The 26,965-nt window shown below is 61.1% G+C and carries 26 protein-coding genes; 12 read left to right on the top strand and 14 right to left on the bottom strand.

From position 1 onward, the window contains the following. Positions 1-24 precede the first annotated feature (24 nt). A complete protein-coding gene (locus L8U60_RS10855; RefSeq protein ID WP_269965985.1) occupies positions 25-1,005 on the top strand; it encodes a LytR C-terminal domain-containing protein in 981 nt (326 codons plus the stop codon). A gap of 23 nt (positions 1,006-1,028) precedes the next feature. After that, positions 1,029-2,192, top strand: coding sequence for a glutamate--cysteine ligase (locus L8U60_RS08730; protein ID WP_269966004.1), 1,164 nt, complete (start codon positions 1,029-1,031; stop codon positions 2,190-2,192). Here L8U60_RS08730 and L8U60_RS08725 read toward each other — a convergent pair. The 9 genes from L8U60_RS08725 to L8U60_RS08685 form a co-directional block, all read right to left on the bottom strand. Further along, entirely contained in the window at positions 2,155-2,532 is a 378-nt protein-coding gene (locus L8U60_RS08725) for a monovalent cation/H(+) antiporter subunit G (protein WP_420840186.1), read from the bottom strand. The two genes, L8U60_RS08730 and L8U60_RS08725, sit on opposite strands and share 38 nt — an antisense overlap. Positions 2,533-2,537: 5 nt before the next feature. Continuing rightward, positions 2,538-2,816 (bottom strand): monovalent cation/H+ antiporter complex subunit F, encoded by a 279-nt coding sequence (locus tag L8U60_RS08720; protein WP_269965983.1) that lies wholly within the window; start codon positions 2,814-2,816, stop codon positions 2,538-2,540. Continuing rightward, positions 2,809-3,369: a Na+/H+ antiporter subunit E gene (locus tag L8U60_RS08715; RefSeq protein ID WP_269965982.1), complete on the bottom strand. Its 561-nt coding sequence runs from the start codon at positions 3,367-3,369 to the stop codon at positions 2,809-2,811. The genes L8U60_RS08720 and L8U60_RS08715 overlap by 8 nt, the downstream gene beginning before the upstream one ends. Beyond that, on the bottom strand, positions 3,366-5,105 hold the full coding sequence (locus L8U60_RS08710) for a Na+/H+ antiporter subunit D (RefSeq protein WP_269966003.1): 1,740 nt from the start codon (positions 5,103-5,105) through the stop codon (positions 3,366-3,368). The genes L8U60_RS08715 and L8U60_RS08710 overlap by 4 nt, the downstream gene beginning before the upstream one ends. A gap of 55 nt (positions 5,106-5,160) precedes the next feature. Then, positions 5,161-5,649: a Na(+)/H(+) antiporter subunit C gene (locus L8U60_RS08705; RefSeq protein WP_269965981.1), complete on the bottom strand. Its 489-nt coding sequence runs from the start codon at positions 5,647-5,649 to the stop codon at positions 5,161-5,163. Further along, entirely contained in the window at positions 5,649-8,573 is a 2,925-nt protein-coding gene (locus tag L8U60_RS08700) for a Na+/H+ antiporter subunit A (RefSeq protein ID WP_269965980.1), read from the bottom strand. Before L8U60_RS08700 ends, L8U60_RS08705 begins: the two co-directional genes overlap by 1 nt. Positions 8,574-8,787: 214 nt before the next feature. Further along, the gene (locus L8U60_RS08695) at positions 8,788-9,375 is read right to left on the bottom strand and encodes an acetyl-CoA acetyltransferase (RefSeq protein WP_269965979.1); all 588 of its coding nucleotides are present in this window, start codon (positions 9,373-9,375) and stop codon (positions 8,788-8,790) included. A 504-nt stretch (positions 9,376-9,879) separates the two neighbouring features. Further along, complete coding sequence (locus tag L8U60_RS08690) at positions 9,880-10,821, bottom strand: endonuclease domain-containing protein (protein WP_269965978.1); 942 nt, start codon at positions 10,819-10,821, stop codon at positions 9,880-9,882. 277 nt (positions 10,822-11,098) lie between these two features. Then, positions 11,099-12,490, bottom strand: a complete 1,392-nt coding sequence (locus tag L8U60_RS08685; RefSeq protein WP_269965977.1) for a M20/M25/M40 family metallo-hydrolase — start codon at positions 12,488-12,490, stop codon at positions 11,099-11,101. A gap of 87 nt (positions 12,491-12,577) precedes the next feature. Here L8U60_RS08685 and L8U60_RS08680 point away from each other — a divergent pair, with 87 nt between their 5' ends. From L8U60_RS08680 to groL, 3 genes are all read left to right on the top strand, one after another. Beyond that, positions 12,578-13,069: a hypothetical protein gene (locus L8U60_RS08680; protein ID WP_269965976.1), complete on the top strand. Its 492-nt coding sequence runs from the start codon at positions 12,578-12,580 to the stop codon at positions 13,067-13,069. Positions 13,070-13,125: 56 nt separating this feature from the next. Continuing rightward, complete coding sequence (locus tag L8U60_RS08675) at positions 13,126-15,063, top strand: OPT family oligopeptide transporter (protein WP_269965975.1); 1,938 nt, start codon at positions 13,126-13,128, stop codon at positions 15,061-15,063. A 206-nt stretch (positions 15,064-15,269) separates the two neighbouring features. Next, positions 15,270-16,904: a chaperonin GroEL gene (groL, locus tag L8U60_RS08670; protein WP_269965974.1), complete on the top strand. Its 1,635-nt coding sequence runs from the start codon at positions 15,270-15,272 to the stop codon at positions 16,902-16,904. A gap of 180 nt (positions 16,905-17,084) precedes the next feature. On the opposite strand, the gene L8U60_RS08665 is transcribed toward groL, so the two are convergent. After that, on the bottom strand, positions 17,085-17,825 hold the full coding sequence (locus L8U60_RS08665) for a DUF3800 domain-containing protein (RefSeq protein WP_269965973.1): 741 nt from the start codon (positions 17,823-17,825) through the stop codon (positions 17,085-17,087). Positions 17,826-18,361: 536 nt separating this feature from the next. Between L8U60_RS08665 and L8U60_RS08660 the strand changes: the two genes are divergently transcribed. The 6 genes from L8U60_RS08660 to L8U60_RS08635 all read left to right on the top strand — a co-directional run bounded on the left by L8U60_RS08660 (position 18,362) and on the right by L8U60_RS08635 (position 23,959). Then, positions 18,362-18,595: a hypothetical protein gene (locus L8U60_RS08660; RefSeq protein WP_269965972.1), complete on the top strand. Its 234-nt coding sequence runs from the start codon at positions 18,362-18,364 to the stop codon at positions 18,593-18,595. Between the two features lie 38 nt (positions 18,596-18,633). Continuing rightward, on the top strand, positions 18,634-18,786 hold the full coding sequence (locus L8U60_RS08655) for a hypothetical protein (RefSeq protein ID WP_269965971.1): 153 nt from the start codon (positions 18,634-18,636) through the stop codon (positions 18,784-18,786). 165 nt (positions 18,787-18,951) lie between these two features. Continuing rightward, positions 18,952-19,845 carry a polyphosphate kinase 2 gene (gene ppk2, locus L8U60_RS08650; protein WP_034662138.1) on the top strand — a complete coding sequence of 298 codons (894 nt, stop codon included), beginning with the start codon at positions 18,952-18,954 and terminating at the stop codon, positions 19,843-19,845. Positions 19,846-20,037: 192 nt separating this feature from the next. After that, positions 20,038-22,041, top strand: a complete 2,004-nt coding sequence (locus tag L8U60_RS08645) for an HtaA domain-containing protein (RefSeq protein WP_269965970.1) — start codon at positions 20,038-20,040, stop codon at positions 22,039-22,041. A 39-nt stretch (positions 22,042-22,080) separates the two neighbouring features. Next, positions 22,081-22,716: an enoyl-CoA hydratase-related protein gene (locus tag L8U60_RS08640; protein WP_269965969.1), complete on the top strand. Its 636-nt coding sequence runs from the start codon at positions 22,081-22,083 to the stop codon at positions 22,714-22,716. Between the two features lie 478 nt (positions 22,717-23,194). Next, complete coding sequence (locus L8U60_RS08635; protein ID WP_269965968.1) at positions 23,195-23,959, top strand: hypothetical protein; 765 nt, start codon at positions 23,195-23,197, stop codon at positions 23,957-23,959. A 74-nt stretch (positions 23,960-24,033) separates the two neighbouring features. Here the strand turns inward: L8U60_RS08635 and L8U60_RS08630 are convergent, their stop codons facing one another. Both L8U60_RS08630 and L8U60_RS08625 read right to left on the bottom strand, forming a co-directional pair. Next, positions 24,034-24,471: a MarR family winged helix-turn-helix transcriptional regulator gene (locus L8U60_RS08630; RefSeq protein ID WP_269965967.1), complete on the bottom strand. Its 438-nt coding sequence runs from the start codon at positions 24,469-24,471 to the stop codon at positions 24,034-24,036. A 57-nt stretch (positions 24,472-24,528) separates the two neighbouring features. After that, complete coding sequence (locus L8U60_RS08625; protein WP_269965966.1) at positions 24,529-24,819, bottom strand: rhodanese-like domain-containing protein; 291 nt, start codon at positions 24,817-24,819, stop codon at positions 24,529-24,531. A 29-nt stretch (positions 24,820-24,848) separates the two neighbouring features. On the opposite strand from L8U60_RS08625, the gene L8U60_RS08620 reads away from it, so the two are divergent. Further along, positions 24,849-25,622: a sortase family protein gene (locus L8U60_RS08620; protein ID WP_269965965.1), complete on the top strand. Its 774-nt coding sequence runs from the start codon at positions 24,849-24,851 to the stop codon at positions 25,620-25,622. 7 nt (positions 25,623-25,629) lie between these two features. Here the strand turns inward: L8U60_RS08620 and L8U60_RS08615 are convergent, their stop codons facing one another. Both L8U60_RS08615 and L8U60_RS08610 read right to left on the bottom strand, forming a co-directional pair. Continuing rightward, the gene (locus L8U60_RS08615) at positions 25,630-26,190 is read right to left on the bottom strand and encodes a type II toxin-antitoxin system RelE family toxin (RefSeq protein WP_269965964.1); all 561 of its coding nucleotides are present in this window, start codon (positions 26,188-26,190) and stop codon (positions 25,630-25,632) included. A gap of 5 nt (positions 26,191-26,195) precedes the next feature. Next, positions 26,196-26,516, bottom strand: a complete 321-nt coding sequence (locus L8U60_RS08610) for a type II toxin-antitoxin system Phd/YefM family antitoxin (protein ID WP_269965963.1) — start codon at positions 26,514-26,516, stop codon at positions 26,196-26,198. Positions 26,517-26,965: the final 449 nt, after the last annotated feature.

Here is a 26,965-nt window from a genome sequence, read left to right as displayed (position 1 = left end):
CCGAGCCACATTAGGGTGACGGTTGTGACTAATGTGAACCCTGGTAATGGCAACCGTGTCAAGGGCGCTGACCGCGCCCGCGATCTGTACGAGGAGCCAACCGACGGCTCCTCCGACGAGGCCTTTGAGGAGTTCTACGACGAACCCGCAGCTGGCCGCCACCGCCGCGTGGAACGCGTGGAAGACGTGGAGTTCGAGGACGTCGACGGCTACGCCGACGAACCCTACGACTACGCCTCTGAGCTGGAAGAAGAGGACAGCCGTGGCGGAGTTCTCGCTGCCGGCGCCATGGGGGCGAGCATCGCGGAGAGTGACGGGGACGATGGTGATGGTGCCGGTGCCGGTGCCGTGTCCAGCAGCGCAGCGACCGGTAGTGGCGCAGCGCTGGCCGGCGGTGCAGCCGCGGTGAGTGGTGTGCCGAAGAGGGGGTTGGCGATGATCCTCATCGCCGTGGCCATCCTTCTTGGCCTCTGGGGCGTGTACGCCATGACGAAGTCCGGCGACGGCGAGGGCAGCGGCGACAAGGCTGCGCAGGAGCAACAGGCTCAGGAGCAGGACCAGAACCAGAACCAGAACCAGAACCAGCAGCCAGACGCGAACCGCGACCCGAACAGCGGCGCCCCGGCTGACCCGGCGGACCAGAACAACCCGGACGCAGCGGACCAGAACAACCCGGCGAGCAACAACGAGCCGATGACGGCGGAGAATGAGACAGTGAACGTCTTCAACAACTCCACGGTCCCGAACCTGGCAGCGGACGTGTCCGGCACGCTGAAGGACCAGGGCACGCGTATCGGTGAGGTGGGTAATATTACCGAGGAGCAGGCAATTCTGCAGGAGAACACGGTGTTCTTCGACCCGGCAACCCCGGGGGCGGAAGAGCGGGCGAGGGTGCTGGCGGAGAGAGTGGGGGGCGTCGCGAAGCCTAATGATGCAACCGTGCCTGAAAATGCGGCGAAGCCTGGCTCTTTGACCTTGGTTCTCACGGGCCCGGTCGGCCTGTAGGAGGAATGATAGTGAACCAACACATGGACCCGTTCCGTGATTTCAACCGTTCGGCGGGTCCGACGTTGGGCGTGGAGTGGGAGATCGCGCTCGTTGACCCGCTGAGCAGGGACTTGGTGCCGTTCGCGGCGGACGTGATCGACCAGGTGGAGAAGCGTTGGCCCGGCACGCACCTGGAGAAGGAGTTTCTGAAGAACACCATCGAGCTTGTCACCCCCGTGTGCCAGAACACGGGCGAGGCGATGGCGTATCTGGCGGAGACGAAGGACAAGATCCAGCAGGTCGCGGACGATATGGGCCTGCAGCTGTGGGCGGGCGGCGGCCACCCGTTCGCGGATTTCCGCACGCAGCCGGTGGGGGATAAGCCGACGTACAAGGAGATCATCAACCGCACGCAGTACTGGGGGCAGCAGATGCTCCTGTGGGGTACGCACGTGCACGTGGGCATCCGGCATGAGGATCGGGTGTGGCCGATCATCAACGCGATCATGACGAAGTACCCGCACCTGCTGGCCATCAGCGCATCCAGCCCGGCGTGGGAGGGCCTGGACACGGGGTACGCGTCGAATCGCACGATGCTCTACCAGCAGCTTCCCACCGCGGGTATGCCGTACCAGTTCGGCAGCTGGCAGGAGTGGGTCGATTTCATGCGCGACCAAACCATCTCCGGTGTCACGTCACACACGGGCTCCATGCATTTCGACGTCCGCCCCGCAGCCAAATGGGGCACCATCGAAGTGCGCATTTCCGACGCCGCCACGAACCTGCGCGAGCTCGCCGGTATCGTGGCCCTCACGCATTGCCTCGTCGTGCTTTTCGACGACATGCTCGACCAAGGCCTCCCCCTCCCCACCCTCCAGCCCTGGCATGTGGCGGAGAATAAGTGGCGGGGTGCCCGCTATGGGTTGGACGCGGAAATCATTACCAGCCGCGACACTGATGAGCGCCTAGTCACGGATGACCTGCGCGACCTGGTGGAGCAGTTGCAGCCGATCGCGGAGCGGTTGGGGTGCGTGGAGGAGTTGGGCATCGTCAACGAAATCATCGACGGTGGTGCCGCCTACCAGCGCCAACGCGCCGTGTTTGAGACCACGGGGGATTGGCGTGGTGCGGTGGATCAGGCGGTGGAGGAGTTGCGCGCCGGGAGGCCTACAGCTGCTTGTGAAGATCGCCCGGGTGTTCGTTGATCGCGATGTCCTCTTCGTCGCCGTAGAGCCCCTCGCGGCGGGAGATTCGGCCGAGGCGCTGCGCGGTGACCGGGTTGGTCATGAGGGCGAAGAGGACGAGCAGGAATAGCATGCCGACGTCGCCGCGTTGGCCGACGTCGAAATGCTCGTCCCCGATGAGGCGGAAGATCACGCCCACGATGACCATGATGAGGCCCACGGTCTGCGGCTTTGTCACCGCGTGAATGCGCGCGAGGGTGCTGCGGAAGCGGTTGATGCCCACGGAGGCGAAGAACACCTGGAGGGCACCGGCGACGATGAAGATGAGGGAGATAACGTCGGTGATAAATCCAAGATTCAGCATGGTTACAGTGCACCGTCCCTCTTGCGGAATCGGGCGACGGACAGCGAGCCGATGAAGCCCAGCATGGCCACCACGAACATGGCACTGACCACGGTGGTGTCGAGTGTCCAGCAGATGTAGGTGGCCAGGGCGCATTGGATGGAGGCGACGATGCCGTCCATCGCGATCACGCGGTCAAGCGAGTTCGGCCCGATGATCAGGCGCCACGTGGTGACAAAGAATCCGGCTACGAGCAGGATCGCAGCGAACGCGAGCACGGTGTTATAAATCGCGTTATCCATGTTTGGGGGCCTTTCGCTTCTCAAAAATCTCAATTAATGAGCGTTCCAGTTGCTGCACATCAGCTAATGCCTTTTCGACGTCCTTCTGCGTCCCCGCCGACAACACATGAATTGTCCACATGCGATTAGCCAGGTCAATATCCGTCACACACCCACCGGGCTGGAGGTTGTAGGCGCAGGTGGCAAAGTACAGTGCCAGCTCCGAATCCAGACGCATGGGCACCTTGAAGATGGCGCTGCGCGGTGGGTCCGCTGGCCGGATGGCCAGCCAGGACACGTGGATGGCGGCGACGATGAGCTGCCCCAGCCAGCGGAGGATAAAGATGAACAGCTTGGGCAGGTCCACCTTGATGCCGCTGGTGGGCAGCTTCGGCAGGGGCAGTAGCATCGTGATGATCAGGCCGAGAGCGAGCCCAGCGAAGACATTCGCCCAGGTGAGTTCACCCATGAGCAGGATCCACATGGCCGCCAGCCAGAAGATGAACCACGGGCGGAAGCGGTCAGCGAGGTTGCGGCCGAAGCGCCGCTTGGGAATGTATCGGGTGGGGCTCATCGGGTGGCCTCCTCACTGGTCGTCTCGCCGGCGGTCTTCTCCGCCGGCGGCGGGACGGGGACGGTGCTCACGCCGGTACTCGGTTGCTCGATGGGGGTGAGGCGGTTGGGGAGGGAATCGGAGTCGTCGTTAAGCGATCCTTGCTCGAGCGTCCGGGAGGGGTTCGACCAGTCTGTGCCCAGGACCGCGGTGCGGTAGAGGTTGGTGTCGAAGGAGGAGTCCGCAGCGCGGCCGGTGATCGCGGCGATGGGGCCGGCGAGGAACGTGATGGACACGGATGCCGCGACGAGCGTGGCCGTGGAGGCGAGCATTCCCGCAGGCACGCGGCCGGCGTCCTGGCTCTCTTCGAGGGAGACCGTGTCGGAGATGTCGCCGAGCGGGCTGACGCGGACCGCCACGACATCGCCTTCTGGTGCGTCCTTGCGGTCGCGGAGGAAGGCCTTGGACCACACGATCATCATGGCGTACAGCGTGAGCAGCGACGTGACCACGGCGCCGATGATGAGCACCCAGGACAGCCACGAGCCTTCCTCGGCGCCGGCCTGGATGAGCAGGACCTTGCCGATGAAGCCCGAGAACGGCGGGATACCACCCAGGTTGAGAGCCGGGATCATGTACAAAAGCGCGATCACCGGGGCGGTGTAGAGCAGCGAGCCGAGACGGCGCAGCTGGGAGGAACCCATCTGGCGCTCGATGAGACTGACCACGAGGAACAGAGACGTCTGCACCAGAATGTGGTGGACCGCGTAGAAGATCGCGCCGCTTAAACCTTGCGGGGTGCCCAGGGCGATGCCGAAAATCATGTAGCCGATGTGGCTGACCAGGGTGAAGGACAACAGACGTTTGATGTCGTTTTGGGCGAGCGCGCCCATGATGCCAATGACCATGGTGGCCAGCGCCACCCACATGAGGAGGGTGTTTAAGGAGCCATCCGGGAACACCGTCATCTTCACCCGGATGATGGAGTACACGCCCACCTTGGTCAACAGGCCCGCGAACACGGCGGTGACCAGTGACGCGGCGGTGGGGTAGGAGTCCGGCAGCCACGCATCCAGCGGGAACACCGCCGCCTTGATGCCAAAGGCCACGAGCAGGGTGGCAAAGATGGCGGTGCGGGTGCCGTCCGGGATCTCCTCAAACCGGATGCCCGCCTGAGCCATGTTCACCGTGCCCACGGAGGCGTACACCAGGCCGAGCGCGAACAGGAAGACCATGGACGAGGCCATGGACACCATCACGTAACTGATGCCCGCGCGCACACGCTGCGGAGACGCGCCCATGGTGAGCAGGATGTAGGAGGCCACCAGGAAGATCTCAAAGCCGACGTACAGGTTGAACAAGTCTCCCGCCAGGAAGGACAGGTTCACACCCATGGACAGCAGCATGTACACCGGCAGGAACACCTCAACCGGGTCATTCTCATTGCCGTCCCGGATACCCTGGCTGATGGCAAACCACATCACGCACAGCAGCACGATGGCGGAGACAAACAGCATGATGCCGGACAATCGGTCCGCCACAAACGTGATGCCAATGGGGGCATCCCAGCCACCCATCTGGAGCGTTTGGATGCCGGAGATGTCCGCCACCAAAATCATCGACGCCGCGACAACCGCCAGAACCAAGAAAGTAATAGAGGCGATGTTGCGCTGCAGCCCACGGCGGCCACCCGCCAACAAGATCAGCCCGGCCGCCAGCGCCGGAATGAGGACCGGCAGCGGGATGAGGTACGGCATGTAGGGGAGGAGGAAGTCCACGTACTGCTCAAAGAGCGTGGGAGCACTCGCCAGGTTATTCACCGTCGACCTCCTTTACGGGGCTCTCAAAGGAACGCGGGCCGAAGGTGTCACCGCTGCTGCGCATGCGGCCGGTTTCTGGGTCATCCGACGCATCCGCGTCCGGCGCCGCCGCAGCAATGGCTGGACGGGCCGCAATGGCCTGGTCCTCCGCGTCGTGCTCAATCACATCGTCCGTACGGTAGCGGTACTGCCTGTACAGAAGCGCCAGGATGAAGGACACCAGCGCCATTGAAATCACAATGGCGGTGAGGATCATGCCCTGGGCGAGCGCGTCCGCGGACTGCTCGGCCGCAACGGAATCACGGTTCAGAATCGGCGGGGCACCGGCCTCGCCGCCTGACTGCAGCAGCAGCAAGTTCGCGCCATTGCCGATGAGCATGACACCCAGCAGCATGCGCGTCATCGCGCGGTCTAACATCAGGTACACGCCGGTGGCAATCAGCACACCGGATGCGATGAGGAGGAATAGGTTCGCTTCCATTACTTAGCTGCCTCCCGTGCTTTTCTGCGCTCTTCGTTCTTCCGCTGCAGTGCCCGTGCACGGTCGCGTGCGCGCTGCTTGCGTTCCTCTTCCTCGCGGTCGATTTGGGCACCAAGGGAGGTCAGGATGTGCATGGTGGTGCCGACGACGATGGTGTACACGCCAGCGTCGAAAAGCAGGGCCGATGGAATGGTGACCGCGCCGATGAGCGGCAACACCGGCTCGATGTATCCGCTGGTCAGCGGCGGGTAACCGAGGAACATCGGGATCACCGCGGCCGCGGCGGAGAGCAGCAAGCCCACGCCGAGCAGTTTCGACGGATCCACCGGCAGCGCCTCCTCCAGCTCCTCGCGGCCGCCGGCGAGGTAGCGCAACGTCAGCGCAAGCCCCATGACCAGGCCGCCGGCGAAACCGCCGCCCGGTGCGTTGTGGCCGGAGAAGAAGAAGTAGGCGGACAGCAACACCATCGCCGGGAAGAGCAGGCGGGTGACCACATCCACCATGATGGAGCGGTTCTGCGCCTTCTCGCCCTCCACGCCGGCGGCGAGCCAGCGCGGGCGGTGCGTAGACAGCGTCGGGCGGCGCGAGTCACGCGTGAAGGATTCGGTGCGGTAAATCAGGCTGGCCACGCCCGTTGCGGCGATGACCAAAACGGAGATCTCGCCGAGAGTATCCGCCGCACGCAAGTCCACCAGCAGTACGTTCACAGTGTTCCGGCCGTGACCGATGTCGTAAGCCAGATCCGGCATGAACCGGGAGATCGGCTCGGCGATGCGTGCGGACATCGCCGCGATAGCCACCACCACGACGGACAGGCCCGTGCCCACCGACAGCCAGGCGCGCATACGGTTGTCCGCCTCCTTGACGTCTACCTCCGTGGGCATCTTGCGCAGCACCAGCATGAACACGACCATCACCAGCGTTTCCACCAGCACCTGCGTCAGCGCCAGATCCGGCGCGCCGTGCAGCGCGAAGATGACGGCGGAGCCATAGCCCGTCAGGCCAACCAGGATGACGATGGACAGACGGTTCCGAATCACCGTCGCCGCGATCGCACTACTGATAATCACCAGCACCGTCATGCCCTGCCAGGGGTTATCCCATAGCTTCATGTGAACATCCGCGGACTCGCCAAGCACCAGCGACGCCAGCGGCACCACCAGCAGCACACTGAAAATCACGGCCAGGTTGATGGTCAAAGAACCGCGCTGCGTCGAAGCCGTCAAGCGTAACGACGCTTTCCTCAACACCCGCAGCATCCCATCCCACAGGTCATCCGCATCCCCCAGCGCCGGACGGTCAAACTGGATCTTCTTCAGCAGCTCACGCTGCCAGAACACCAGCGCACCAGTAGCGATGATCACCGCACTCAGCACCAACGGAATAGTAATGCCGTGCCACAGCGCCAGATCCTGGTGCTCGCCTTGTGGGAAGCGCACGTGCAGGTACTGGTTGAAAATCGTCGACAGCGGCTTCGGTACCAGGCCAAACACAATGGTCAACAGCACCAGCAGGCCCGGTGGCGCCCACTGGAGGAAGCCGATGGGTTTCTTGTGGGAGACGGCGGGGGAGGTGCCGTCGAAAAGCTCGATGCATACGTCTTTGTCGTGCTTGCGTGCGAAGGCGCCCCACAGGAAGTACAGCGAGTACGCCATTGTGAGGATGGAGCCCGCGACGAAACCGACGAGCAGCATATTGCGCGGCATGCCCACGAGCAATTCCTCGTTCAGCGTGGTTTCGAGCACGGCTTCCTTGGCCACGAAACCCCACAGCGGCGGGATGCCCGCCATCGATGCCGCCGCGAGCGTGGCCAGCCCCGCGACCAGCGGTTCCTTGCGCCCGAGTCCCGATAGTTCGCGGATGTCGCGCGTGCCGGTGGTGTGGTCGATCGCGCCGACAATCATGAACAGCGCCGCTTTGAACAGCGAATGCGCGAACACGAGCGCAAGCCCCGCGAGCATCGCCTCGCGCGAACCAATGCCCACCACCGCAGTCATAAACCCAAGCTGCGACACCGTGCCATACGCCAGAATCAGCTTCAGATCGCGCTGCTTCAGCGCCATCCAGCCACCCAGCAGCATCGTGAACACGCCCGCCGGAAGCACAACAACATGCCACATGCTTATCGACGAAAAGTCCGGCGCCAACCTCCCCACCACATACACACCGGCCTTCACCATGGCAGCGGAGTGCAGGTAGGCCGAGACGGGGGTGGGGGCCGCCATCGCACCGGGCAGCCAGAAGTGGAACGGTGCCTGCGCCGACTTCGTCAGCGCGCCGAGCAGGATGAGGAGCACCGCGGCGGTGATCCCCGGGATGTCTGCCAAGTTGGTCAGACCCGGGATCTCTGAGAACTTCCACACATTCGTCTGCGTGCCAAACAGGATGATGCCCACCAGCATGGCCAACCCACCAAACGTGGTGACCAGCAGCGCTTGCGTCGCTGCCCTTCTCGAAGACGCCCGCTCCCCGTAATACGACACCAGCAGGAAAGACAGCACCGAGGTGATCTCCCAGAAGATGTACATCATCAAGATGTTGTCCGAGATCACCAGCCCGTACATCACCGTGGCAAACATGGTGAGCTCCGCCGCGAAGATACTCAAACGCCGCGGATTCGAGTCAAAATAGCCCCAGCAATACAGCAACACCAGGGCACCAATGCCTAGGATGATCAGCCCAAACAGCCCCGCAAAGGCGTCGAGCCGGAACTCAATATTCAGGTGCATCCCCGGCATCCACACATACGTGGCCAGGATCTCGCCCCCGCTATGGAACGTCCCCGCCACGAAGTGGTACATCAACCAGAAAAACCCCGCCGCCGGCACCACAGCCAACAAACCAAAAGCGGGCCTGCCCAGCGTACGAACTAGGACTGGCGCCGCCGCCGTTGCGGCAATGAGCGCGAGGAGCAGGGTGATCACGGTGTCACGGCCCTCCCGAGAAAATCGGTCAATCGGTCAAGGATGCTGCAGCTAACAAACACACCCTGCCAACTTGGGAAACACGTGAAACCAAATCAAAAGGCGCGTCTTGAAGGCGCGGCCAACTTCAGACAGTCTACAGATTTCTTTCCGGCAGCGTCGTGGCTAGTGTCACGGCTTCGCTTTCGGCTGAGCCTCTGGCTGAGCTTCTGGCTTAGCCGTAGATGCGCTGCGCACCCGACGCCATCGCGGAAGCAATGGAGATCTCGCTGGTCGTGCCAAAGCCAACGGCCCAGGCGGTGTTGCGCTCGTTGATCTGGTGAGCAACCTTGATAGCGGTAAACGTTGCCTCGAAGATCTCAAACTGGTGGAACTCGAGGATCTCAACGTACCGATCCTCCTCCGCCAACATCGCCGAGAACGCGTGCGCCGGACCAGAAGCGGTAACCTCACGGTGCTCCGTCTGAGGCGGGAACGTCTTGGACGTGCGGGTGACATCCGCAGCGTAGGTGGTGTAGCACCAGTTCTCGCGGGTGGCGGTGATGTCGGAGAACTTCACCGTCGGCGTCGGTGCGTAGGTGGCGGTGAACAGGGACCAGGACATGCCCATGGCCTCTTCGCGCAGCTCACGTGGCAGACGACGCGGCGTCTCATAACGGAGCTGGAACGGATCCAAGGCCTCACGCTGCTGGGGTGCCTGCTGGGGCGCCGGGATAGCCGCGGTTTCCGGGGTGGTGTTGAAGCCGTTGAAGCGAGTCTGGGTGGTCTGAGCCTGGGTGGTCTGAGTCTCGGTGTAAGACACGAGTATGTCCTTCTACGTTTGCGGTTTGTGCTGGGGGTGTACCGACTCGCTAGTACTGGGTGGCTAAGGACCACTACCCCACACCGCAGGGAGTCGGTTACTCCGCGTTGGGGTCGGTGGCCTTAATTACCACCGCTAGCGCTAGCGGCGCTAGGGCTCGTAGAAGAATCTGCTTTTGCATGACTGTGACAGTAGCCCACTTGCCAGGTGATGCGCAACACACTGGGGGCAACTTTTTCTGATGTTTTTGTCCGTTCTCGGCGTTGCTGCAGTTCAGGGCGCCAAGACTTGTCTCAAAAATGGCACACCCGATCCCACTATGTGGAACATCTTGGGGGTGTGGTCTCGCTCCGTGGTGCGTCTCCGCTGCGTCAGCCGTCCCACAGCGCCCCTAAACTCAGACCCCAATACTTACACCCCGAGTTTCGTCGATTTTGTCCGGTTATCGGGCTGGAGATATCGGGGTTCTGCTGAAAAAGGGGGGACGGGGCCCAGGCAGTCCGACTACCAGAGGGGATCGCTTGGGCGCGCAGGGGTGAAGATGGGTCCACGGGTTTGGGAACGCTTATAAGCATCGATGACGCGCTGGACGCAATCTTGTTCGTTGAAGAGGATCTCTAAGGTGAAGAAGCGGATGACTTCGTAGCCCTGCTCGCGCAACCAGTTCTCGCGGTGGAGCTGTTTCATCACGGCATCGTGAGGTTTGTCTTCGAACTTCATGGCGCCGTCGACCTCGATGACGAGCTGGTCCCACAGCAGGTCAACACGCACGCGGTGGCCGATCCACATCTGTGGGCGCGCCGTGATTCCGTTCTCGGTGAGGATCATGCGGAATAGTGACTCATAGGGTGACTCCGAAAGCGAGATACTCATCGCGAGCGCCTCACGCGCTACAGCGATGCCCCTCTTTCCTGCCAACCGCGCGATTGTCGCCGCGATCTGTTCCTTTTTGTCCTGCACGTTGGTGTGGGTATCGCCCTCCAGCCAACTGTCCAGCGCCGCAACACCGTGGCGCAGACCATGCAGACGAGCGATATCGACGATCGTTCTTTCCGTTGTTGTTGCCCGCACGATGCTAGAACCGGTTCCGTCGCTGGCCTGAAACGTGTTGTAGTCCATGGCAGGGACGGTCATGTGGCGGTACATGACATGGGGCGGCCACTGCTTCGTTGCAGGTGGCTTGCCGGAGGTGTGTGCGAGTTCGACCACTTCTTCCCGCAGGGGTAGAACCCAGTGTTCTAGAAAACGGGCGGCGGAACGTCCGACAAGGATCGCTTTGTATGTGGCCGTTCCCGCTGAGTAACACCTGAGGTACTCTTGCTGGTAGCGCTTGAGCTGGTTCCAGTCCTCGGCTGCGATGAATTTTGTGGCTGAGAGTTTCACGCACTCCTGGTGCTGTGCCTGTCCGCGTGACAGGAGTAAGTTGCGCAGCTCAGTATTCTTCATTGGTCCCCCCTGTGGTCCCCTTATGGTTGCGCTCCCCCGAGCGACCTTGGTGGAGACGTTAGCAAAGCTAAGCCGTGCCGGCAGCCGATTCGCGCGCGCTGCGCCGATGTAGTCGTGCTCCTACGACTCTCCTCATCTCTCCCCGCCGGCACAGACCCCAATACCTACAACCCGAGTTTCGGCAATTTTGGCTAGATATCGGGCTGGAGGTATCGGGTTCTGTGAATGCGAGCCCGGGCCCCGGGCCCCGGGCCTCGGGCCCAGCCCTGCCCCAGCCCTACAGCGACGCCACCCGCTGCAGGAACTTGGCCTCCGCGACGGCGACGCGTTCGATCTCGTAGGGGTGAACGGACTCGTCGACAGAGTGGATGCCAGCGTTGTTGTCCTCCACGCCGTACATGGCAATGGCGGCGTCGGGGAAGTGCTCCTGCAGGGTCGCGGTCAGCGGGATGGAGCCACCGGAACCGACCGTGACCAGGTCAGTCGAGGCGGAGACGGCGGGGTCAGAGCCGGCGGCTTCCTGGTAGGCCTCCTGCAGGCACTCGCCGAGGAGGGCGATGGCGGGGCGGGAGGGGTCGGTGGAAAAGCCGTGGTTGATGTCGAAGATCTCTACGTTCACCTTGGCACCCCACGGGGTGTGGGCGATGAGGTGCTGCTTCAGGGCTTCAGCGGCAGCGGCCGGGTCCATGCCAGCGGGAACGCGCAGGTTGAGTTGGGCTTCGGCGCGGGGGACGATGGCGTTGACGGCCTCGCTGACCGGGGTGGAGGTAAACCCGATGATGGTCACGGCGGGGCGCGCCCAGACCATGTCGGCGGCGTTCTCGCTCGGAGCAGCGGACTCAATATCACCCATCAGCGACACCCCATCGAGGACGCCGGCATCGCTGCGGAAGGCAGCGGCGTCGTAGGGCTGACCAGGCCAGGTGGCGGTCAGGGCGTCGCCGAGGCCGTCGATGGTGGTGCGGCCGGAAGCGTCGCGAAGCGAATCGAGCGTGCGGATCAACGCGGCGACTGGGTCGGGGGCGGGGCCGCCGAAGGTGCCGGAGTGGATGGCACCGCGGAGGGTCTCCACCGTGACCTTGAGTTGGGCGCCGCCGCGCAGGGCGGTGGTCAGAGTCGGGGTGCCCACGGCGACGTTGCCGGAGTCGGCGATGAGGATGATGTCGGCCTCGAAAAGGCCAGGCTTGTCCTGAATGAGCTTCTCCAGCCCACCGCCGCCGAGTTCCTCCGAGCCTTCGACGAGGACGATGAGGTTGGAGCTGGGGCCGCCGGCGGCGTCGATAAGCCTTAGAGCTTCGAGGTGCATGGCCACGTTGCCTTTGCAGTCGGCGGCGCCGCGCCCGTACCAGCGGCCGTCGCGCTCGGTGAGAGTGAAGGGGTCAGCGGTCCACGCGGCGGGGTCACCGGCGGGTACGACGTCGTAGTGGGAGTAGAGGAGGACGGTGGGGGCGCCGTCGCTCACGTGGCGGCGGCCAATGATCGCGTCAGCCTTATCGACGGTCGCGTGCCTCTCCACCTCCAACCCCCTCTCCGCGAGCGCCGCGGCTACCCAATCAGCGGCGGCCGCGTGCTGATCCGCCAAGTCAGGGACGGAGTGCGGGGAATTAAAGGACACGAGTGCAGAAAGATCGTTGAAGATTCGTTCGCGGTTCGGTTCAAAAGTGCTCATGAGCACGAACGTACCACCGCAGCGAACTGCTGGTTGGGTGGCTAGGATCGGGCCTACTCAAAGGACCTCAACCCAGAGGAGGCCGCGATGCTGGAGGATTTCCAGGAGATTTTTACGGACCTGTTCTCGGATTTGTTTGAGAACAAGTTCGCCCTCGTGCTGTTCGGGTTTTTCGCGCTGTCGATTGTGTGGTCGGTGGTGCGCAACATCTTCGACAAAGTGGTGAAGCGCGAGTACGGGCACGTGGTGGCGGTGGATATTTCGGTGCGTAGGCGCCCGCTGTCCAATAATGGGGACTCGGATCCGATGCACACGCGGATGCTCGTGCGCATGCCGTCGGGGGAGGAGTTGCTCACGCGTTGGGGTGACTCGACGGGGAGCCTGGGAAACGGCATCAGGAAGCAGGTTTTCCAGGGCACCTGGGTCAACCTGTATGCCCCGAAGATCAATGTGCCGCCAGAACAGCAGAAAGCGGCCATCGAGCAGATGAAGGCGAAGTTCTACCGCTTCGAACTCCCGCATCCCACGTCCGTGGTGGTGAAGCGCCGGAAGAGTGGCAGGTTTGATCTGGATTTCTAAGACAGGAGTAAAATCCCTGCCAACTGACTCTCACAAAGGCCTTAGAAAGGTTTGACATGGATAACAGGACGCAACTACGCGAGCTGACGTTGCGCGGCATCATCATTGGTGGCCTGATCACGCTCGTGTTCACAGCTGCGAACGTCTACCTGGGCCTCAAGGTGGGTCTAACGTTTGCCACGTCCATTCCGGCGGCTGTCATCTCGATGGCGGTACTGCGTAAGTTTGCTGGGCACAATGTGAAGGAGAACAACATTGTGCAAACGATCGCGTCGGCAGCTGGCACGCTGTCCGCGATCATTTTCGTTTTGCCGGGCCTGGTCATGATCGGCTACTGGCAGGGCTTCCCGTTCTGGACCACCATGCTGGTGTGTGCGCTCGGTGGCATCCTCGGCGTGATGTTCTCGGTGCCGTTGCGTCGTGCGCTGGTCACGGGTTCGGATCTGCCGTACCCGGAGGGTGTTGCCGCGGCGGAGGTTCTCCGCGTGGGCGATGGTGATCCGCACAATGAGGAGAATGTGAAGGGTCTGCGCACGATCGTCGTGGGCGGTGTCGTTTCCGCAGCGTACGGTCTGCTCGCCGCGATGAAGGCGGCTGCGAGCGAAGTCGCGGGCGTGTTCAAGTTCGGCCCCGGTGCCACGATGATCGGCGGCTCGCTCTCCCTCGCGCTCATCGGCGTGGGCCACCTCGTGGGCATGACGGTGGGTATTGCCATGCTCGTGGGTGTTGTCATTTCCTTCTTCGTTCTGCTTCCTTGGCGCACTTCTGCGCTTATCGACGGCTCCGCCGACCTCGCCGACATCGTCTCCACCACCTTCTCCTCTGAGATCCGCTTCATCGGTGTGGGCACCATGGCGGTGGCTGCACTGTGGACTCTGATCAAGATCGCCGGCCCGGTGGTGAAGGGTGTCAGTGCTTCTCTGGCCAGCTCTCGCAAGCGCGCCGCTGGCAACGAGGTGGATGTGACGGAGCGGGACATCCCGTTCCCGATCGTTCTGGGCACGATCTTGGTGTCCATGCTGCCCATCGGTTTCTTGCTGTGGGATTTCCAGCAGGGCACTGACATCCATGAGCATGCGGTGAGCCTGACCATTATTTCGGTCCTGTTTATCCTCATTGTCGGCTTGGTCATCGCCTCCGTGTGTGGTTACATGGCCGGCCTGATTGGTGCGTCCAACTCGCCGATTTCCTCGGTGGGCATCATCGCGGTGATTACCTCCGCGCTGCTCATTGCCGCGTTCATGGCGGGCACGGATGCGAGTGCGTCCTCGCTGGTGGCTTACACCTTGTTTACGGCCGCGATTGTCTTCGGCATCGCCACGATTTCTAATGACAACCTGCAGGACCTCAAGACCGGCCAGCTCGTCGACGCTACCCCGTGGAAGCAGCAGGTCGCCCTGGTCATCGGTGTCATCTTCGGTTCCTTGGTTATCCCGCCGGTGCTGCAGCTCATGCTCACCGCGTTCGGCTTCCAGGGCATGGAGGGTGCCGGCGCGGATGCGTTGGCGGCACCGCAGGCGGTCCTGATGTCGTCGGTAGCAACGGGCATTTTCGATGACTCCCTGGATTGGAACCTCATCTTCCTCGGCGCCGCCATCGGCATCACCGTGATCATCATTGATGAGATCCTGGGTGTGACCACGAAGAAGAAGTACGCGCTGCCGCCGCTGGCAGTGGGTATGGGTATGTACCTGCCGGTGTCTGTCACCGTGATGGTGCCGCTCGGTGCGATCCTCGGTTACTTCTACAACCGCTGGGCATCCGGCCAGCGTAACCCGGAGTCCGCGGTCCGCATGGGCACGCTTGGCGCTACCGGCCTCATCGTGGGTGAGTCCCTCTTCGGTGTGGTCAACGCCGGCATCATTGCTGCTTCGCAGGGTGAAAGCCCGCTCGAGATTTTCGAGGGCGGCACCTGGTCCACCGTCCTCGGCGTCGTCCTCTTTATCGCCGCGATTGCCTTCATCTATAGGCGTACCGCGCAGTCGGCGAAGTAGTACCCGTCACGCGCTACCTTGCACTCGCGGTCTTTGACTGCTAAAAAAGGCTTTAGCACTCCAGCCAAGTGAGTGCTAAAAAGTTCATTTCGAGCGGGTGAGGTTGGTAGCGCTCACCATCCGTGCCGTCGCGGGCGCCTGCTTGGACCTTTTAGACGTGAGAGTGGCGTCGCCTTTCCTATATATAAGAGGAGCAACAAACTCACATGGCAAAGATGATCGCATTCGATGAGGAAGCACGCCGCAGCCTTGAGCAGGGTCTGAACACCCTGGCCAACGCTGTGAAGGTGACCCTGGGTCCGAAGGGCCGCAACGTGGTCCTGGAGAAGTCCTGGGGCGCGCCGGCGATCACTAACGATGGTGTGACCATCGCTAAGGATATTGAGCTGGAAGATCCGTACGAGAAGATCGGTGCGGAGCTCGTTAAAGAGGTAGCGAAGAAGACTGATGACGTTGCCGGTGACGGCACCACCACCGCTACCGTCCTCGCCCAGGCTCTCGTGCGTGAGGGCTTGCGCAACGTGGCTGCTGGCTCCAACCCGATGGGCATCAAGCGCGGCATCCAGGCTGCGACGGACAAGGTGTCCCAGATTCTTCTGGAGACCGCGAAGGAAGTAGAGACCGAGGAGGAGATCGCCTCCACCGCTGGTATTTCTGCGTCTGACCCGGACATCGGTAAGAAGATCGCCGAGGCAATGTACGCCGTGGGCAACGGCTCCGTGAACAAGGAGTCCGTCATTACCGTTGAGGAGTCCAACACCTTCGGCGTTGATCTTGAGGTCACCGAGGGTATGCGCTTTGACAAGGGCTACATCTCCGCCTACTTCGCCACCGACATGGAGCGCGGCGAGGCTGTCCTGGAGGACCCGTACATCCTGCTGGTTTCCGGCAAGATTTCCAACGTCAAGGACCTCCTCCAGGTTCTGGAGCAGGTCATGCAGTCCGGCAAGCCGCTGCTGATCATCGCCGAGGATGTTGAGGGTGAGGCTCTGTCCACCCTCGTGGTGAACAAGATCCGTGGCACCTTCAAGTCTGTTGCGGTGAAGGCGCCGGGCTTCGGTGATCGTCGTAAAGCAATGCTTCAGGACATCGCGATCCTCACTGGCGGCCAGGTCATCTCTGAAGAGGTCGGCCTGAGCCTGGACACCGCTGACCTGTCCCTGCTGGGTCAGGCCCGCAAGGTTGTGATCACGAAGGAAGACACCACCATCGTCCAGGGCGCTGGCGACCAGGCTCAGATCGAGGGCCGCGTCAAGCAGATCCGCGCTGAGATTGAGAACTCTGATTCGGACTACGACCGCGAGAAGCTCCAGGAGCGCCTGGCCAAGCTCGCCGGCGGTGTCGCTGTGATCAAGGTTGGCGCTGCTACCGAGGTCGAGCTCAAGGAGCGCAAGCTGCGCATCGAGGACGCCGTCCGTAACGCCAAGGCTGCTGTTGAGGAAGGCATCGTCGCCGGCGGTGGCGTGGCCCTCCTGCAGGCCGCTAAGTCCCTCGAGGACAACCTTGGACTCGAGGGTGATGAGGCTACCGGTGTCAAGATCGTCCGCGAAGCCATCACCGCCCCGCTCAAGCAGATCGCCCTCAACGCTGGCCTGGAGCCGGGTGTCGTCGCCGACAAGGTGGCTAACCTGCCTACCGGCCAGGGCCTCAACGCCGCTACCGGTGAGTACGTGGACATGATGGCCGCCGGCATCAACGACCCGGCCAAGGTCACCCGTTCCGCACTCCAGAACGCCGCCTCCATCGCCGCGCTCTTCCTCACCACCGAGGCAGTCGTGGCCCAGAAGCCGGAGCCCGCAGCCCCGGCCATGGACCCGGAGGCCATGGGCGGCATGATGTAAGCACTTATCGCTTACCGACGAACCGGCCCCCGCGCACTTAACCATCCCCGCGCGGCGGCCGGTTTCGGCGTTTCTGGGGGAGATTAATAAAAGAGTGGTCCCCCATCCCGCGTAGGAGATGGAGGACCACTCACGTATGTAGGCGCAAACACTATGCGCGTTCCGGTACTGCGAAGTTAATCACAGCCGACCTTCGGGGTGGTGGGTAACCAGCCCAATTCCCTTGGGGCTTCTTAGTTTATACCGCCTTTTAGCGTGGAACCCATCAATTTCAAGCGCGCGCCTTAAGCGGGCAGCAACCCGAGCTTTGGGGGTTCTGCGTTCGCCTATGTCGGGTTGACCGTGGCGGCGCTCGTAGGCGATCGAGCTTGCGATCAAATCAGCGAGTTGCAGAAAGTCACTTGCCCGAGAATCCAAGTCATACGCTTCTGCTACGCATCGCCCGCCGCGGCGTCTATTAACTTCATCCCGGACGGTTTGTGCGAGAGTAACGTTCTTTGGCGTCTGGACTAGATCGAGGAAAACATTGACAACCTCTCCCTTGTTGATGTTGCCCATCGTTAAGAGTGTCGCCATGGTGGCCTGTTGCTTCCATGTTTCTTCGTTCGGCTGAAAGGCTGAAACAGAGTCATAAACCGATCCGCCTACACGAACATCGGCGGCGGCCAGTGTCTCGACAACATCAGAATAAAACTCCACGGAGTTCTTCCTGATGTCGGCGAAATGGATCTCCTGGAAGTGCTGATGCTTTTGTCTCAGGTGTCGAATGTCGCGCTCCAAAGGTTGGTGGTCACGGACTTTAAGAAATCCGATGACAAAGAATCCACCAGAGGAATTCCGCGTCCCAGATTCATCGATGTAGATCGAAGACACGGGAACGCGATCTGGCAAGTGGAAAACCTTAGATAGGCGCTTAGTCATACGCACAAGATACTGTCTCTAGGTGACACGCCTTCCGTTCCTCTGTTAAGCGTCGCCGACTGCCCACGCGTAGTTGACGGAGACTATCCATGTTTCGGCGTTTCTGGGGGAGTGCGTGGACATAAGGGCTGGGCTAGGGCAGTGGTCAACGCTTTATCGCCGCCATTCCGCGAGTTCCTTTATGCCCCCGGAATGGGGTAGTTGATAAACCTCAGGAAAAGAAAAACTCCGAGGAAATTGCACTATCGAGCCCCGGTTCGCGGGTGTTACGCAATTCAGCAACTCGATTTCTCTCATTAACCTGCAAGGTATTAAAACCGCAGGTAGACCAGCTGAAGTGGATTTACTTCACTTTTCGTTCAACTTCTTAATTTTGCTTAAGCTTTAAACTGCTGGACGCGGCAACTATTTGGCGTGTTTGCAGGTGGTTGGATCTATGGCATTATTACTTCCCGTGACGCCCATCGGGGTGTCTTAACCCCCGGAAATATGAACCGGCTTAAACCCCGGTTCTCTAGATCAAGGAGATTCTTCACATGAACGTGAAAGACATCATCTGGCACCTCGAAAACTTCATCAACACCAACAAGGGTTGGAACGGCTTCCTCGGTGGCCTGACCGAGTTCTTCGCTCAGTGGAAGGACTACCTGAAGTGGGTCCAGGAGAAGCCGGGCCAGGGTGACGGTGGCTTCGCTAAGGGTGCTGGCACGCTGAAGGACCTGTTCGCCGGCTCCTCTTCCAAGCCTGCGCCGGAACAGCCAGCTAACTAATTCAGCCACCTACTAACTCACCTATAAGGAGTCAAAAAATGAACGAAAAGATGTCTTTCGCAGACTTTATCGGCAATTCCTCCACCTTCTCCGGTGGCCTCAACCAGATCATCGAGACCACCTTCGGCTTCATCATGCCGCTGGTGAAGTCCGCTGAGGGCCTCGTCACGCTGCTGAAGCTCCTCCCGTAATAGGAGCCCAGCTTTGCTAGATCACTAGCAAGCATATGAATCCCGTCGCTTTGTGCGGCGGGATTTTTCATTTGGGGGAGAGTTGCAGACTTTAGGGGTAGTAAAACTGTAGACCTTGCACCGGCAGTGGGGCGTGGGAGGCGATGCGCGACTACACTGGTAGGCATGGCCAACGATGACGATATGCCGATGATCGACCTCACCCAGACCGAGGGCTACTACGTCGACGATTCTGATGAAGATGACCCGGTGCTGCTGCAGGCAGACGGTACCCCGATTGAAACCTGGCGTGAGAACTACCCGTATGACGAGCGCATGACGCGCGATGAATACGAAAAGACGAAGCGCGCGCTGCAAATTGAGCTGCTGAAGTGGCAGAACTGGACCAAGGACACGGGCCAGCGCCACATCATTATCTTTGAAGGCCGCGATGCTGCCGGTAAGGGTGGCACCATCAAACGCTTCAATGAGCACCTCAACCCGCGTGGTGCGCGCACGGTGGCACTGGAGAAGCCGTCGCCGCGTGAGTCCACCTCCTGGTACTTCCAGCGCTACATCGAGCACTTCCCGGCGGGCGGCGAGATCGTCTTCTTCGACCGCTCCTGGTACAACCGCTCCGGCGTGGAGCGCGTCATGGGCTTCTGTACTGAATCCCAGCACGCAGAGTTCCTGCGTGAGGTGCCCATGTTGGAGAACATGATCCTCGGTTCCGGTATCTCCTTGACCAAGTTCTGGTTCTCCGTGACCAAGAAGGAGCAGCGCACCCGCTTTGCTATCCGTCAGGTGGACCCGGTGCGTCAGTGGAAGCTGTCGCCGATGGACCTCGCCTCCCTGGATAAGTGGGATGACTACACCCGCGCGAAGGAAGAGCAGTTCCGCTACACGGACACGGATGAGTCCCCGTGGATCACCATTAAGTCCAACGACAAGAAGCGCGCCCGCCTGAATGCGATGCGCTATATCCTGTCCAAGTTCGAGTACACCAACAAGGATCACAGCGTGGTCGGCGAGCCCGATCCGTTGATTGTGAAGCGTGGCCGCGACCAGATCGGCGACTAACTTCTAGCTTTCAGGGGCCAAGCACGTGAGTGTTTGGCCCTTTTTCATGCGCTTTTCATGTGCTTATCGACGGGTGCGGGGTAATCCGGGGGTGCGCACCGGCCGAAAGGTCTAGTCATTTTTGACGATAAAGCTAAGGGTGGGCTAATTTCATCTCCGCAAATTAGGTAACCCTAACTTCAGGAGGTTGATGTGAAGAAAGTTCGTGGCGCTGTCATTGCGGCGTCAGTCGCTGCAAGCGTGATGGTTGTGCCGGGTATGCCGGTGGCGCTGGCAGCGGAAAACGGTGCACTGCTGTGGGGCATCAGGGCCTCGTTCAACAACTACGTCGGTGGGCCGGTGCTCGTGGGGGAGGGGGCTACTGAGGATAAGTCCACAAGCGCACAGCGTTTCTCCTTCCCCCTCGAGAATGTGAACTTCGACCGCGACGAAGTGCGCCTCGAAGCCCAATTCAAAGGCACCGTGAAGTACAAGCAGTACTGCCAAGGAAACGAGGACAAACTCAAGGCGAACTGCGACCTGGACCTCACCTTCAGCAATCCGAAGGTCGTGCTTGACGACGACAAAGACTCCTACATCGAAGCCACCGTCAACTCCCGCCAGTACCTGACCGGCACCTATTACAACGGCGGCGGCAAGCCAGTACGCGTGGTCAACCTGTACCCGCAGTCCGGCACCTTCCGCAACGCGGACGGCACCATCAACTGGTCCGAGATTCCGGCGACGCTGACTGAGCAGGGTAACATGATGATGTCCGAGTTCTACAACGTCGGCGAAGGCATGGACCCCGTCGACTTCAGCTATCAGGGCGACGGTGCGGACATCACTGACCCGAATGCCCTGCGTGCCCACCCGACGTCCTGGGACTCCCCGGTGCCGTACGACAGTGCCGTCACCCGAATCTTCGATCTGGGCAAGAACGTCCTCGCCTCCGCTGCTGGCAAGGGCATCTACCTGCTCAGCGAAGACCTAAGGCAGCTCGCCGCCTTCGAAACCAACGCCTCCAAGCGCGGCACCGGTGCCTACGATGCCAAGACCTCTACCTTCTACTACGCCGAAGAAGGCTCCAAGGAGCTCAAGGCGCTGCCGATCACCGAGGACGGATTCGGTGAAGCCAAGACCGTGTACGAGGCGAACGGCGAGATCCTCGCCACCGGCGCGCACCCGAAGACCGGCAAGGTCGTGGCTATCGCGCAAGACGCCAAGGCTCCCGGTCAGGTCGAGCCCTTCGCGCAGCTTATCACCGTGAGTGGCGGTGAAGCTGAGGCCCGAGCGCTGCCGACTTCGGAAGGCCTGTACAAGCCGGTATCCAAGGAGCTCACCGAGGTTGAACAAGGCCTGCACGCCTACTCGGACAGCGCGTACCGCTCCTCCTTCGACCTCAACAACATCCGCGAACTCATGCCGATGGATGACGGCACCTTCGTCTACGCATCCCGCGCCGACATCACGTTCGCGGACGGGGGATCGAGCTACAAGAACATGCTGATCTCCATCGACCCGACCGCTAAAGGCGCCGACGTAGCCAAGGTCATGCCGGGCTCCTACACGCCGACGCACAAGCAGCTGGACGCCGTGACCACCAACGGTTCGCGCATCATCCGAGCCAACGCCTTCGGCGACATCCAGTCGCTCGTTTATGCCGACCGTGACATCAAGCAGAAGACCAAGGTCGGCTTCATGGAGGGATACAAGGGCTGGGGTCTCGGCGGGTTCGAGGCTGACGGCACGCCCGTGGTCATCAACGGCCAGACTGGAAAACTCGTTTGGTTCGACCCCGAGACCTTCGAGGTAAAGCGTGAAGCTGCGGTCCCGAACGGCCGTGAGGTGTCCAACCTGCACCACGGCGACCTCATCGTCCGCGAGAAAGGGCTTTACTACACCCCGACCGTCGACGAGTCCCGCGGCGACTACATCGAGCACTACAGCCTCCGCATGCTGCACAAGGGTGATTACACCCCGCCGACCCCGTCGCGCCCGCGCCCGCCGAAGCCGGGAGAGACTGAGCAGCCCGAGCAGCCGAACGAGCCAAACCAGCCCGACCGGCCGGAAGATCCCAAGAAGCCTGAGGGTTCGACTCTCCCTGGGAAGACGATCGGCGCCATCATCGGTGGTCTTGTTGGTGGCCTGGCCGTTCTTGCCGCGCTGTTCCACGTCTTCGGTGGGCCGCTGATGAAGCAGCTCGGTCTGCGCTAAACGCTGGTGCGCGCGCGGGCCAGCGTTTACGATCGAAGAATGTCCGTAGCCATCACCTGGCCCGCAGAGGGCATCGCGCAGCTCACCATCGACCGCGACGCAAAACGCAACGCACTCAGCAGCTCACTGCTCAGAGAGCTTATCGACGCCCTCTCCCACCCCTCCTTCACCTCCTCCACCCCCTCCTCCAGCCCTTCCGCCAGCCCTTCCGCCATCCTCCTCACCGGCGCTGGCTCCTGCTTCAGTGCCGGTGCAGATCTCTCGGAGGGAAATCCCGAGGACATTTATCCCGCGCTGGTTGAACTCATCTCGCAGATCCGCACCCTCCCCATTGCCGTCGTTGCTTACATCAACGGCCCAGCCATTGGCGCCGGCGCAATGCTCGCCTCCGCCTGCGATATCCGCGTCGTTGCCCCGTCCGCTTACTTCGCGATCCCCGTCGCCCGCATGGGCGTCACAGTGGATAAGGATCTCGCCGATTCCATGACTGCCCTCCTCGGCGGCGCCCGCGCCCGGACCATGCTCATGACCGGCGCCTCCTTGCCTGCCACCGACGCCGTTTCCTCCGGCTTCGCCGCCGCCGAAGGAACCCTCGACGACGCTCTCACCATCGCCATCACCTGTGCCGCCGGCAACCCAGCAACAATCACCTCAATCAAGGACTCCTTCGCCTAGTTTCCCTGCTAAGCGAGCCTTTTCTCGCCTCGCCGCGCTGCCTCGCCTCGGGCTGATCGCTCTCCGCGCATATATGGGTGTTTTGGCGTGCGGACAATTCTGTCCGCTTGTGATCCGTTAGGCCTTTGGCCAGCCTGTTTGACCTGAAAACGAGCGGACGCACAGTGCGTCCGCTTCTATGTGCAGCTTCTCTGCAGGTCGCAGCCTTTACCTCTCTGTAGTGGACAAATTTGTCCGCAGCTCAATTTGACCTATATCTCTCCGGAAGGTCTCTTCTATCTCTCCGGAATGTCTCCTCCGGATGCCTCCACTGAGCTGAAATTTGAAAAAACGCAATTGTTACGCATGTGACTGTTGTGAATTAAGTGAAGAAGGTCTATTGTTGAAGTGACCCTGAAGTAGTGGTTGAGACTTTTGAGTCTGAGCCATGTTGCTTCAGTATCTTTTTCTTCCCCAAGCCCCCATAGGAGATTGATTAATGAAGCGCTTCAACAAGACCGCTATCGCTCTTGCCACCGCTGGTGCACTGACTTTCGCTGTTGCTCCGTCTGCCTTCGCTCAGGACGAGCAGCCAGCACCTGTGGTTGGCGAGAACTCCCACCTCAATCCCGTGGCCGAGGGTACTGAGGGCCAGCCAGGTACCGAAGGCCAGACGGGCGCCGAAGAGAACCAGCCCGCTACTGAGGAGAACGCTCCTGTCCAGGGGAAGGTTGAGCTCAAGGAAGGCGACGTTGTTAAGGATGCCGAGGGCAATGTGCAGGCGAAGTACCAGCCAGGCTTCTTCATCTTTGATGCAAACGGCGTGAATGTGACCCAGCTCCGTACTAATAAGCCGATTGATGGCTACGAGTCCAACGTGAAGCCGGTTGAGAAGGACGATGAGGCTGCTGCGATTGCTGCTGCTACCGCACTCGCAACGCTGCCGCTGCTGACGATTGGTGGCATTGTGTACAGCGTCGTGAAGAATGCCCAGGGCAACCCGGTGCTCGTGCCGGCAGACCGCGCCGACAAGACCCCGACCGCTGAGGACGAGGCCAAGACCACCGAGATCCTGGCTAAGCACGGCAACGAGATCGCTGCTCAGGCTGCGGAGAACAGCGCAGCGCAGAACAACGCTGCCACCGACCGTGGTGTTGGTGCAGCGACCGGTAACAACGCTATCGCTAAGGGCCTGATTGGCCTGGTGATTGCATCCATCATGGGTGCAGCGGTGTTCATGTACGGCCGCCGTCAGCTGGTTTAATCCAGTTAGAACGCAACCGCCTGCTCTCGCCCCGGAAAATTCGGGGAGGGGAGTGGGCGGTTTCGCGTTGGGGATTAGTCCGTTTCCATGATGGCGCGGGTGAGTTTGCGGAGGTGCTTGAGTTGTTTGGTGGTGGCGTCGTCAAACGCTCTGTCCTCGGCCTTCTCCACGAGGACGGCGAGTTCACCCTGCACCTTCTTCCCCTTCTTGGTGGGGGTGACTAGCTGGCGGCGACGATCCTTCGGGTCGCGCTCGCGGGTGACCCAGCCTTGCTTCTCTAGGGAATCGATGAGGCGGACCATGTCGGAAGCGTCGACGCCGAGGAGCTCCGACAGCTGTGTCTGGCTCGCTGCGTGATAGAGGGTGCAGGTGAGCACCCAGAACTCACGCATGGTGGTGCCGCGGGTGGCGAGGGTGGTCTCAACCTCGTCCTTCGTTGCGCGGCGGACCCGTTCAATCTGGAACGACGGGGACTGGAGCAGCGCAGCGGGAAGGTCGAGAGATTTAGACATAACCCCAATTTAGCAGTAGTGGGGCATGCCCACGGTTGGTATTGCCCGACGGCTGGCCTACTCCGTGGGCAGGCCGGCCTCGACCCACGCCTGGGTGCCGCCGGCAACGTTGATGATGGTGCCGTCGTGCACCTCAGAGAGGTACTGCGTCGCCTCGGCGGAACGCCCGCCGGCCTGGCAAATTACGTACACATCCTGGGAAAAGTCGATCTTGTCCGTCAGAGCGGCAAGGTTGGACAGGGGGAGGTTCACGGCGCCGGCGGCGTGGGTGGTGGAGAACTCGTCGGGCTCGCGGACGTCGATAAGCTGTGCATCGTTGGGAACATCTGTGACCTGTACTGAACGCATGGCGACATTCTAGATGTAAAGTTTGCTTCATGTCAGGACAGTCCCGAGGGCGCAAGCCGCGCGTGCAGGTGGCGCCACCGCCCGCGGAAAGGCGTTTCAAACCGCAGCCGGCGCACGTGTACAAGCGGCGCCGCTGGAGCGCATTTTGGGTCTTGGTTGTCCTGGTTGTCCTGTTCATTCGCTTCTTCGTGCCCAGCGAGCACGACCGCGAAATGAAAGCGCGGCAAGAATTCGCGTACTCCGCACCCGCCTCTGCACCCACCGCCGAGACCGGCGCTTCCGTGGAGAAATCGCGGCCGCTTGAGATGATCATCCCGACCATCGGCGTGCGCGCGAACTTCGAAGACGGGGTGTGTCGCCTGAAGAACGGCGCGATCGACCCGGCTTCCCTCGGCGACGCCTGCATCTTCACCGCCGACAACAAGCCCTACTCGCTGCCCGGCTCCGCATCCGAAGACATCGTGGTCATCGCAGGTCACGCGGCTGCGGGTGTGCCCGCCGTCTTCGACAAGCTTTACGACGCCTCCTCCCAAACCCACACCATCTCCCCCGGCGACCCCCTCTACCTACGCACCGAAGCCTCCGGCGACACCTGGCTGAAATACCAGGCCACCGACCTCCACGAACCCGAGAAGGAAGGCCTCTCCCAGTCCGCCGACATCTGGGGCACCGGCCCCATGCCTGGCCGGCTCCTGACCATCACCTGCATCCAGCCCGCCAACCCGTTCCAGGACTCCGTCCGCAACGCGGTGATCGGGTGGCAGTACCAGGGGGTTGTCTCCGCCGACGAGGTGCGCGGGTAGCTCCGGGCTAGCCGCGTGACCAGTACTCGGCGAGTAGCCGCTGCGCCTCGTCTTGGGTCAGGGCGCTTAGTTCGTCGCAGCTAAGCTGCAGGTTGGCGCGCAGAGCTTCGACCAGCCAGCCAGGAAGTTGCGTGGTTGACTTTGGTTCTTCGTTGGGGGCGAGGTCGAAGTAGCGTTTGCCGAGCCTTTTCAGGACAGCGGCGAGCTCATGGGCAGCCGGATGCCCAACGGATGTAGCGCGCTCGAGGCGGGCATTCATTTCTTTGTAGATTTCGCTGTCAGCTCGGGCGCCAGCTGCCCAGACTTCAGCGATGACGAGTACGGGAGTCTGGTCCAGATCCCTCGTTTCACGCCAGATGATTCGGTAATCACGGTTGCCTACCACGAGTTTCCTGAACCCGACTAAGGAACCTAAAAGTGGTTCGCCAGCTTTGGGGGAGCGCTCCAGAAGAAGCATTTTCTTCAACACTGCACGGACTATCTGCGGGTCTTTGCGTTTCAGGCGCAGGAGATCGTCGACCGCATCATCAGTAAGGCGAACTCGTGCAACAGCTTCTCGGCCTGTCATCGCAATCAGATGGAATCGCCGGGTTTTTCGAGAGCCGTCTCCAAGTTGAGCTCGGCTTCTAGCTCAGTGCGGTTGAAGCCTAGATCTGCAATGGCATCATCCAGCTCTGTCCGTTTTCCTGTGTCGGTGATGAATCGCGAGAGAGCAAGAAGTGAGTCTGCGAGATCGTCGCGGTCCTTGCGTAGCGACTCAATCTCCTGGGCCGAAACAATCTCAGCGACGATACGCCCTTGGCGTGAGAGGCTGACTGAGGGGCCCGCTTCTGCTGACCGAACGAGGCCTGAGATGCCTCGGCGGTTGGCTTCGGTGATTGAGAGTGCTTCCATGACGCTCACTCTACTTAGAAATCTAAGTAGATGGAAGGGGTTGAAGTGTCAACGCTCTCTGGGGTGTGAAAAAGCGAGGTTAAGTACCCCCAGTGACTTATATCACATAGAAGAAGAAAAACTATTAGGACATTTGTAATGGAAACTTATATGGGCAGGTTGCAGTCACCTTCTTGCCTGGTGGATCTTGACACTGGGGCGCGGGGGGGGTAGCAGCGGCATCAAGGGGGTAGTCATTGAATCTACACTATTTGTTGCGCGGGGGTATCTAGTAACACCGTGGTGACTATCCAGTAACGCAATGGTGAGTATCGAGTAACGCTTTAGGAGAAGATTCTTCTGACCGCGTGGCAAAAGGACACGCGGCATCATCAGAGGAGTCCGATCGTGACTGATTACCGGGCCGTGATGGACCTAGTCTTACAAGGCTGGTCCGTCCGCCAAATCTG

The organism is Corynebacterium meitnerae, assembly GCF_027570075.1.
GTDB classification, from domain to species: domain Bacteria; phylum Actinomycetota; class Actinomycetes; order Mycobacteriales; family Mycobacteriaceae; genus Corynebacterium; species Corynebacterium meitnerae.
This window is presented reverse-complemented; position numbering and strand designations above follow the sequence as displayed.

Bases quoted from the DNA above. Each gene is read 5' to 3' on its own strand.
- L8U60_RS08685 (WP_269965977.1), bottom strand. From the start codon at position 12,490: ATGAGCACTTTTGAACCGAACCGCGAACGAATCTTCAACGATCTTTCT.
- L8U60_RS08690 (WP_269965978.1), bottom strand. From the start codon at position 10,821: ATGAAGAATACTGAGCTGCGCAACTTACTCCTGTCACGCGGACAGGCA.
- L8U60_RS08720 (WP_269965983.1), bottom strand. From the start codon at position 2,816: ATGGATAACGCGATTTATAACACCGTGCTCGCGTTCGCTGCGATCCTG.
- L8U60_RS08710 (WP_269966003.1), bottom strand. From the start codon at position 5,105: ATGCCGTACCTCATCCCGCTGCCGGTCCTCATTCCGGCGCTGGCGGCC.
- L8U60_RS08715 (WP_269965982.1), bottom strand. From the start codon at position 3,369: ATGAGCCCCACCCGATACATTCCCAAGCGGCGCTTCGGCCGCAACCTC.
- L8U60_RS08635 (WP_269965968.1), top strand. From the start codon at position 23,195: ATGAAGCGCTTCAACAAGACCGCTATCGCTCTTGCCACCGCTGGTGCA.
- L8U60_RS08615 (WP_269965964.1), bottom strand. From the start codon at position 26,190: ATGACAGGCCGAGAAGCTGTTGCACGAGTTCGCCTTACTGATGATGCG.
- L8U60_RS08675 (WP_269965975.1), top strand. From the start codon at position 13,126: ATGGATAACAGGACGCAACTACGCGAGCTGACGTTGCGCGGCATCATC.
- L8U60_RS08730 (WP_269966004.1), top strand. From the start codon at position 1,029: ATGGACCCGTTCCGTGATTTCAACCGTTCGGCGGGTCCGACGTTGGGC.
- L8U60_RS08620 (WP_269965965.1), top strand. From the start codon at position 24,849: ATGTCAGGACAGTCCCGAGGGCGCAAGCCGCGCGTGCAGGTGGCGCCA.
- L8U60_RS08640 (WP_269965969.1), top strand. From the start codon at position 22,081: ATGTCCGTAGCCATCACCTGGCCCGCAGAGGGCATCGCGCAGCTCACC.
- L8U60_RS08665 (WP_269965973.1), bottom strand. From the start codon at position 17,825: ATGACTAAGCGCCTATCTAAGGTTTTCCACTTGCCAGATCGCGTTCCC.
- ppk2 (WP_034662138.1), top strand. From the start codon at position 18,952: ATGGCCAACGATGACGATATGCCGATGATCGACCTCACCCAGACCGAG.
- groL (WP_269965974.1), top strand. From the start codon at position 15,270: ATGGCAAAGATGATCGCATTCGATGAGGAAGCACGCCGCAGCCTTGAG.
- L8U60_RS08680 (WP_269965976.1), top strand. From the start codon at position 12,578: ATGCTGGAGGATTTCCAGGAGATTTTTACGGACCTGTTCTCGGATTTG.
- L8U60_RS08630 (WP_269965967.1), bottom strand. From the start codon at position 24,471: ATGTCTAAATCTCTCGACCTTCCCGCTGCGCTGCTCCAGTCCCCGTCG.
- L8U60_RS08625 (WP_269965966.1), bottom strand. From the start codon at position 24,819: ATGCGTTCAGTACAGGTCACAGATGTTCCCAACGATGCACAGCTTATC.
- L8U60_RS08610 (WP_269965963.1), bottom strand. From the start codon at position 26,516: ATGGAAGCACTCTCAATCACCGAAGCCAACCGCCGAGGCATCTCAGGC.
- L8U60_RS08655 (WP_269965971.1), top strand. From the start codon at position 18,634: ATGAACGAAAAGATGTCTTTCGCAGACTTTATCGGCAATTCCTCCACC.
- L8U60_RS08705 (WP_269965981.1), bottom strand. From the start codon at position 5,649: ATGGAAGCGAACCTATTCCTCCTCATCGCATCCGGTGTGCTGATTGCC.
- L8U60_RS08660 (WP_269965972.1), top strand. From the start codon at position 18,362: ATGAACGTGAAAGACATCATCTGGCACCTCGAAAACTTCATCAACACC.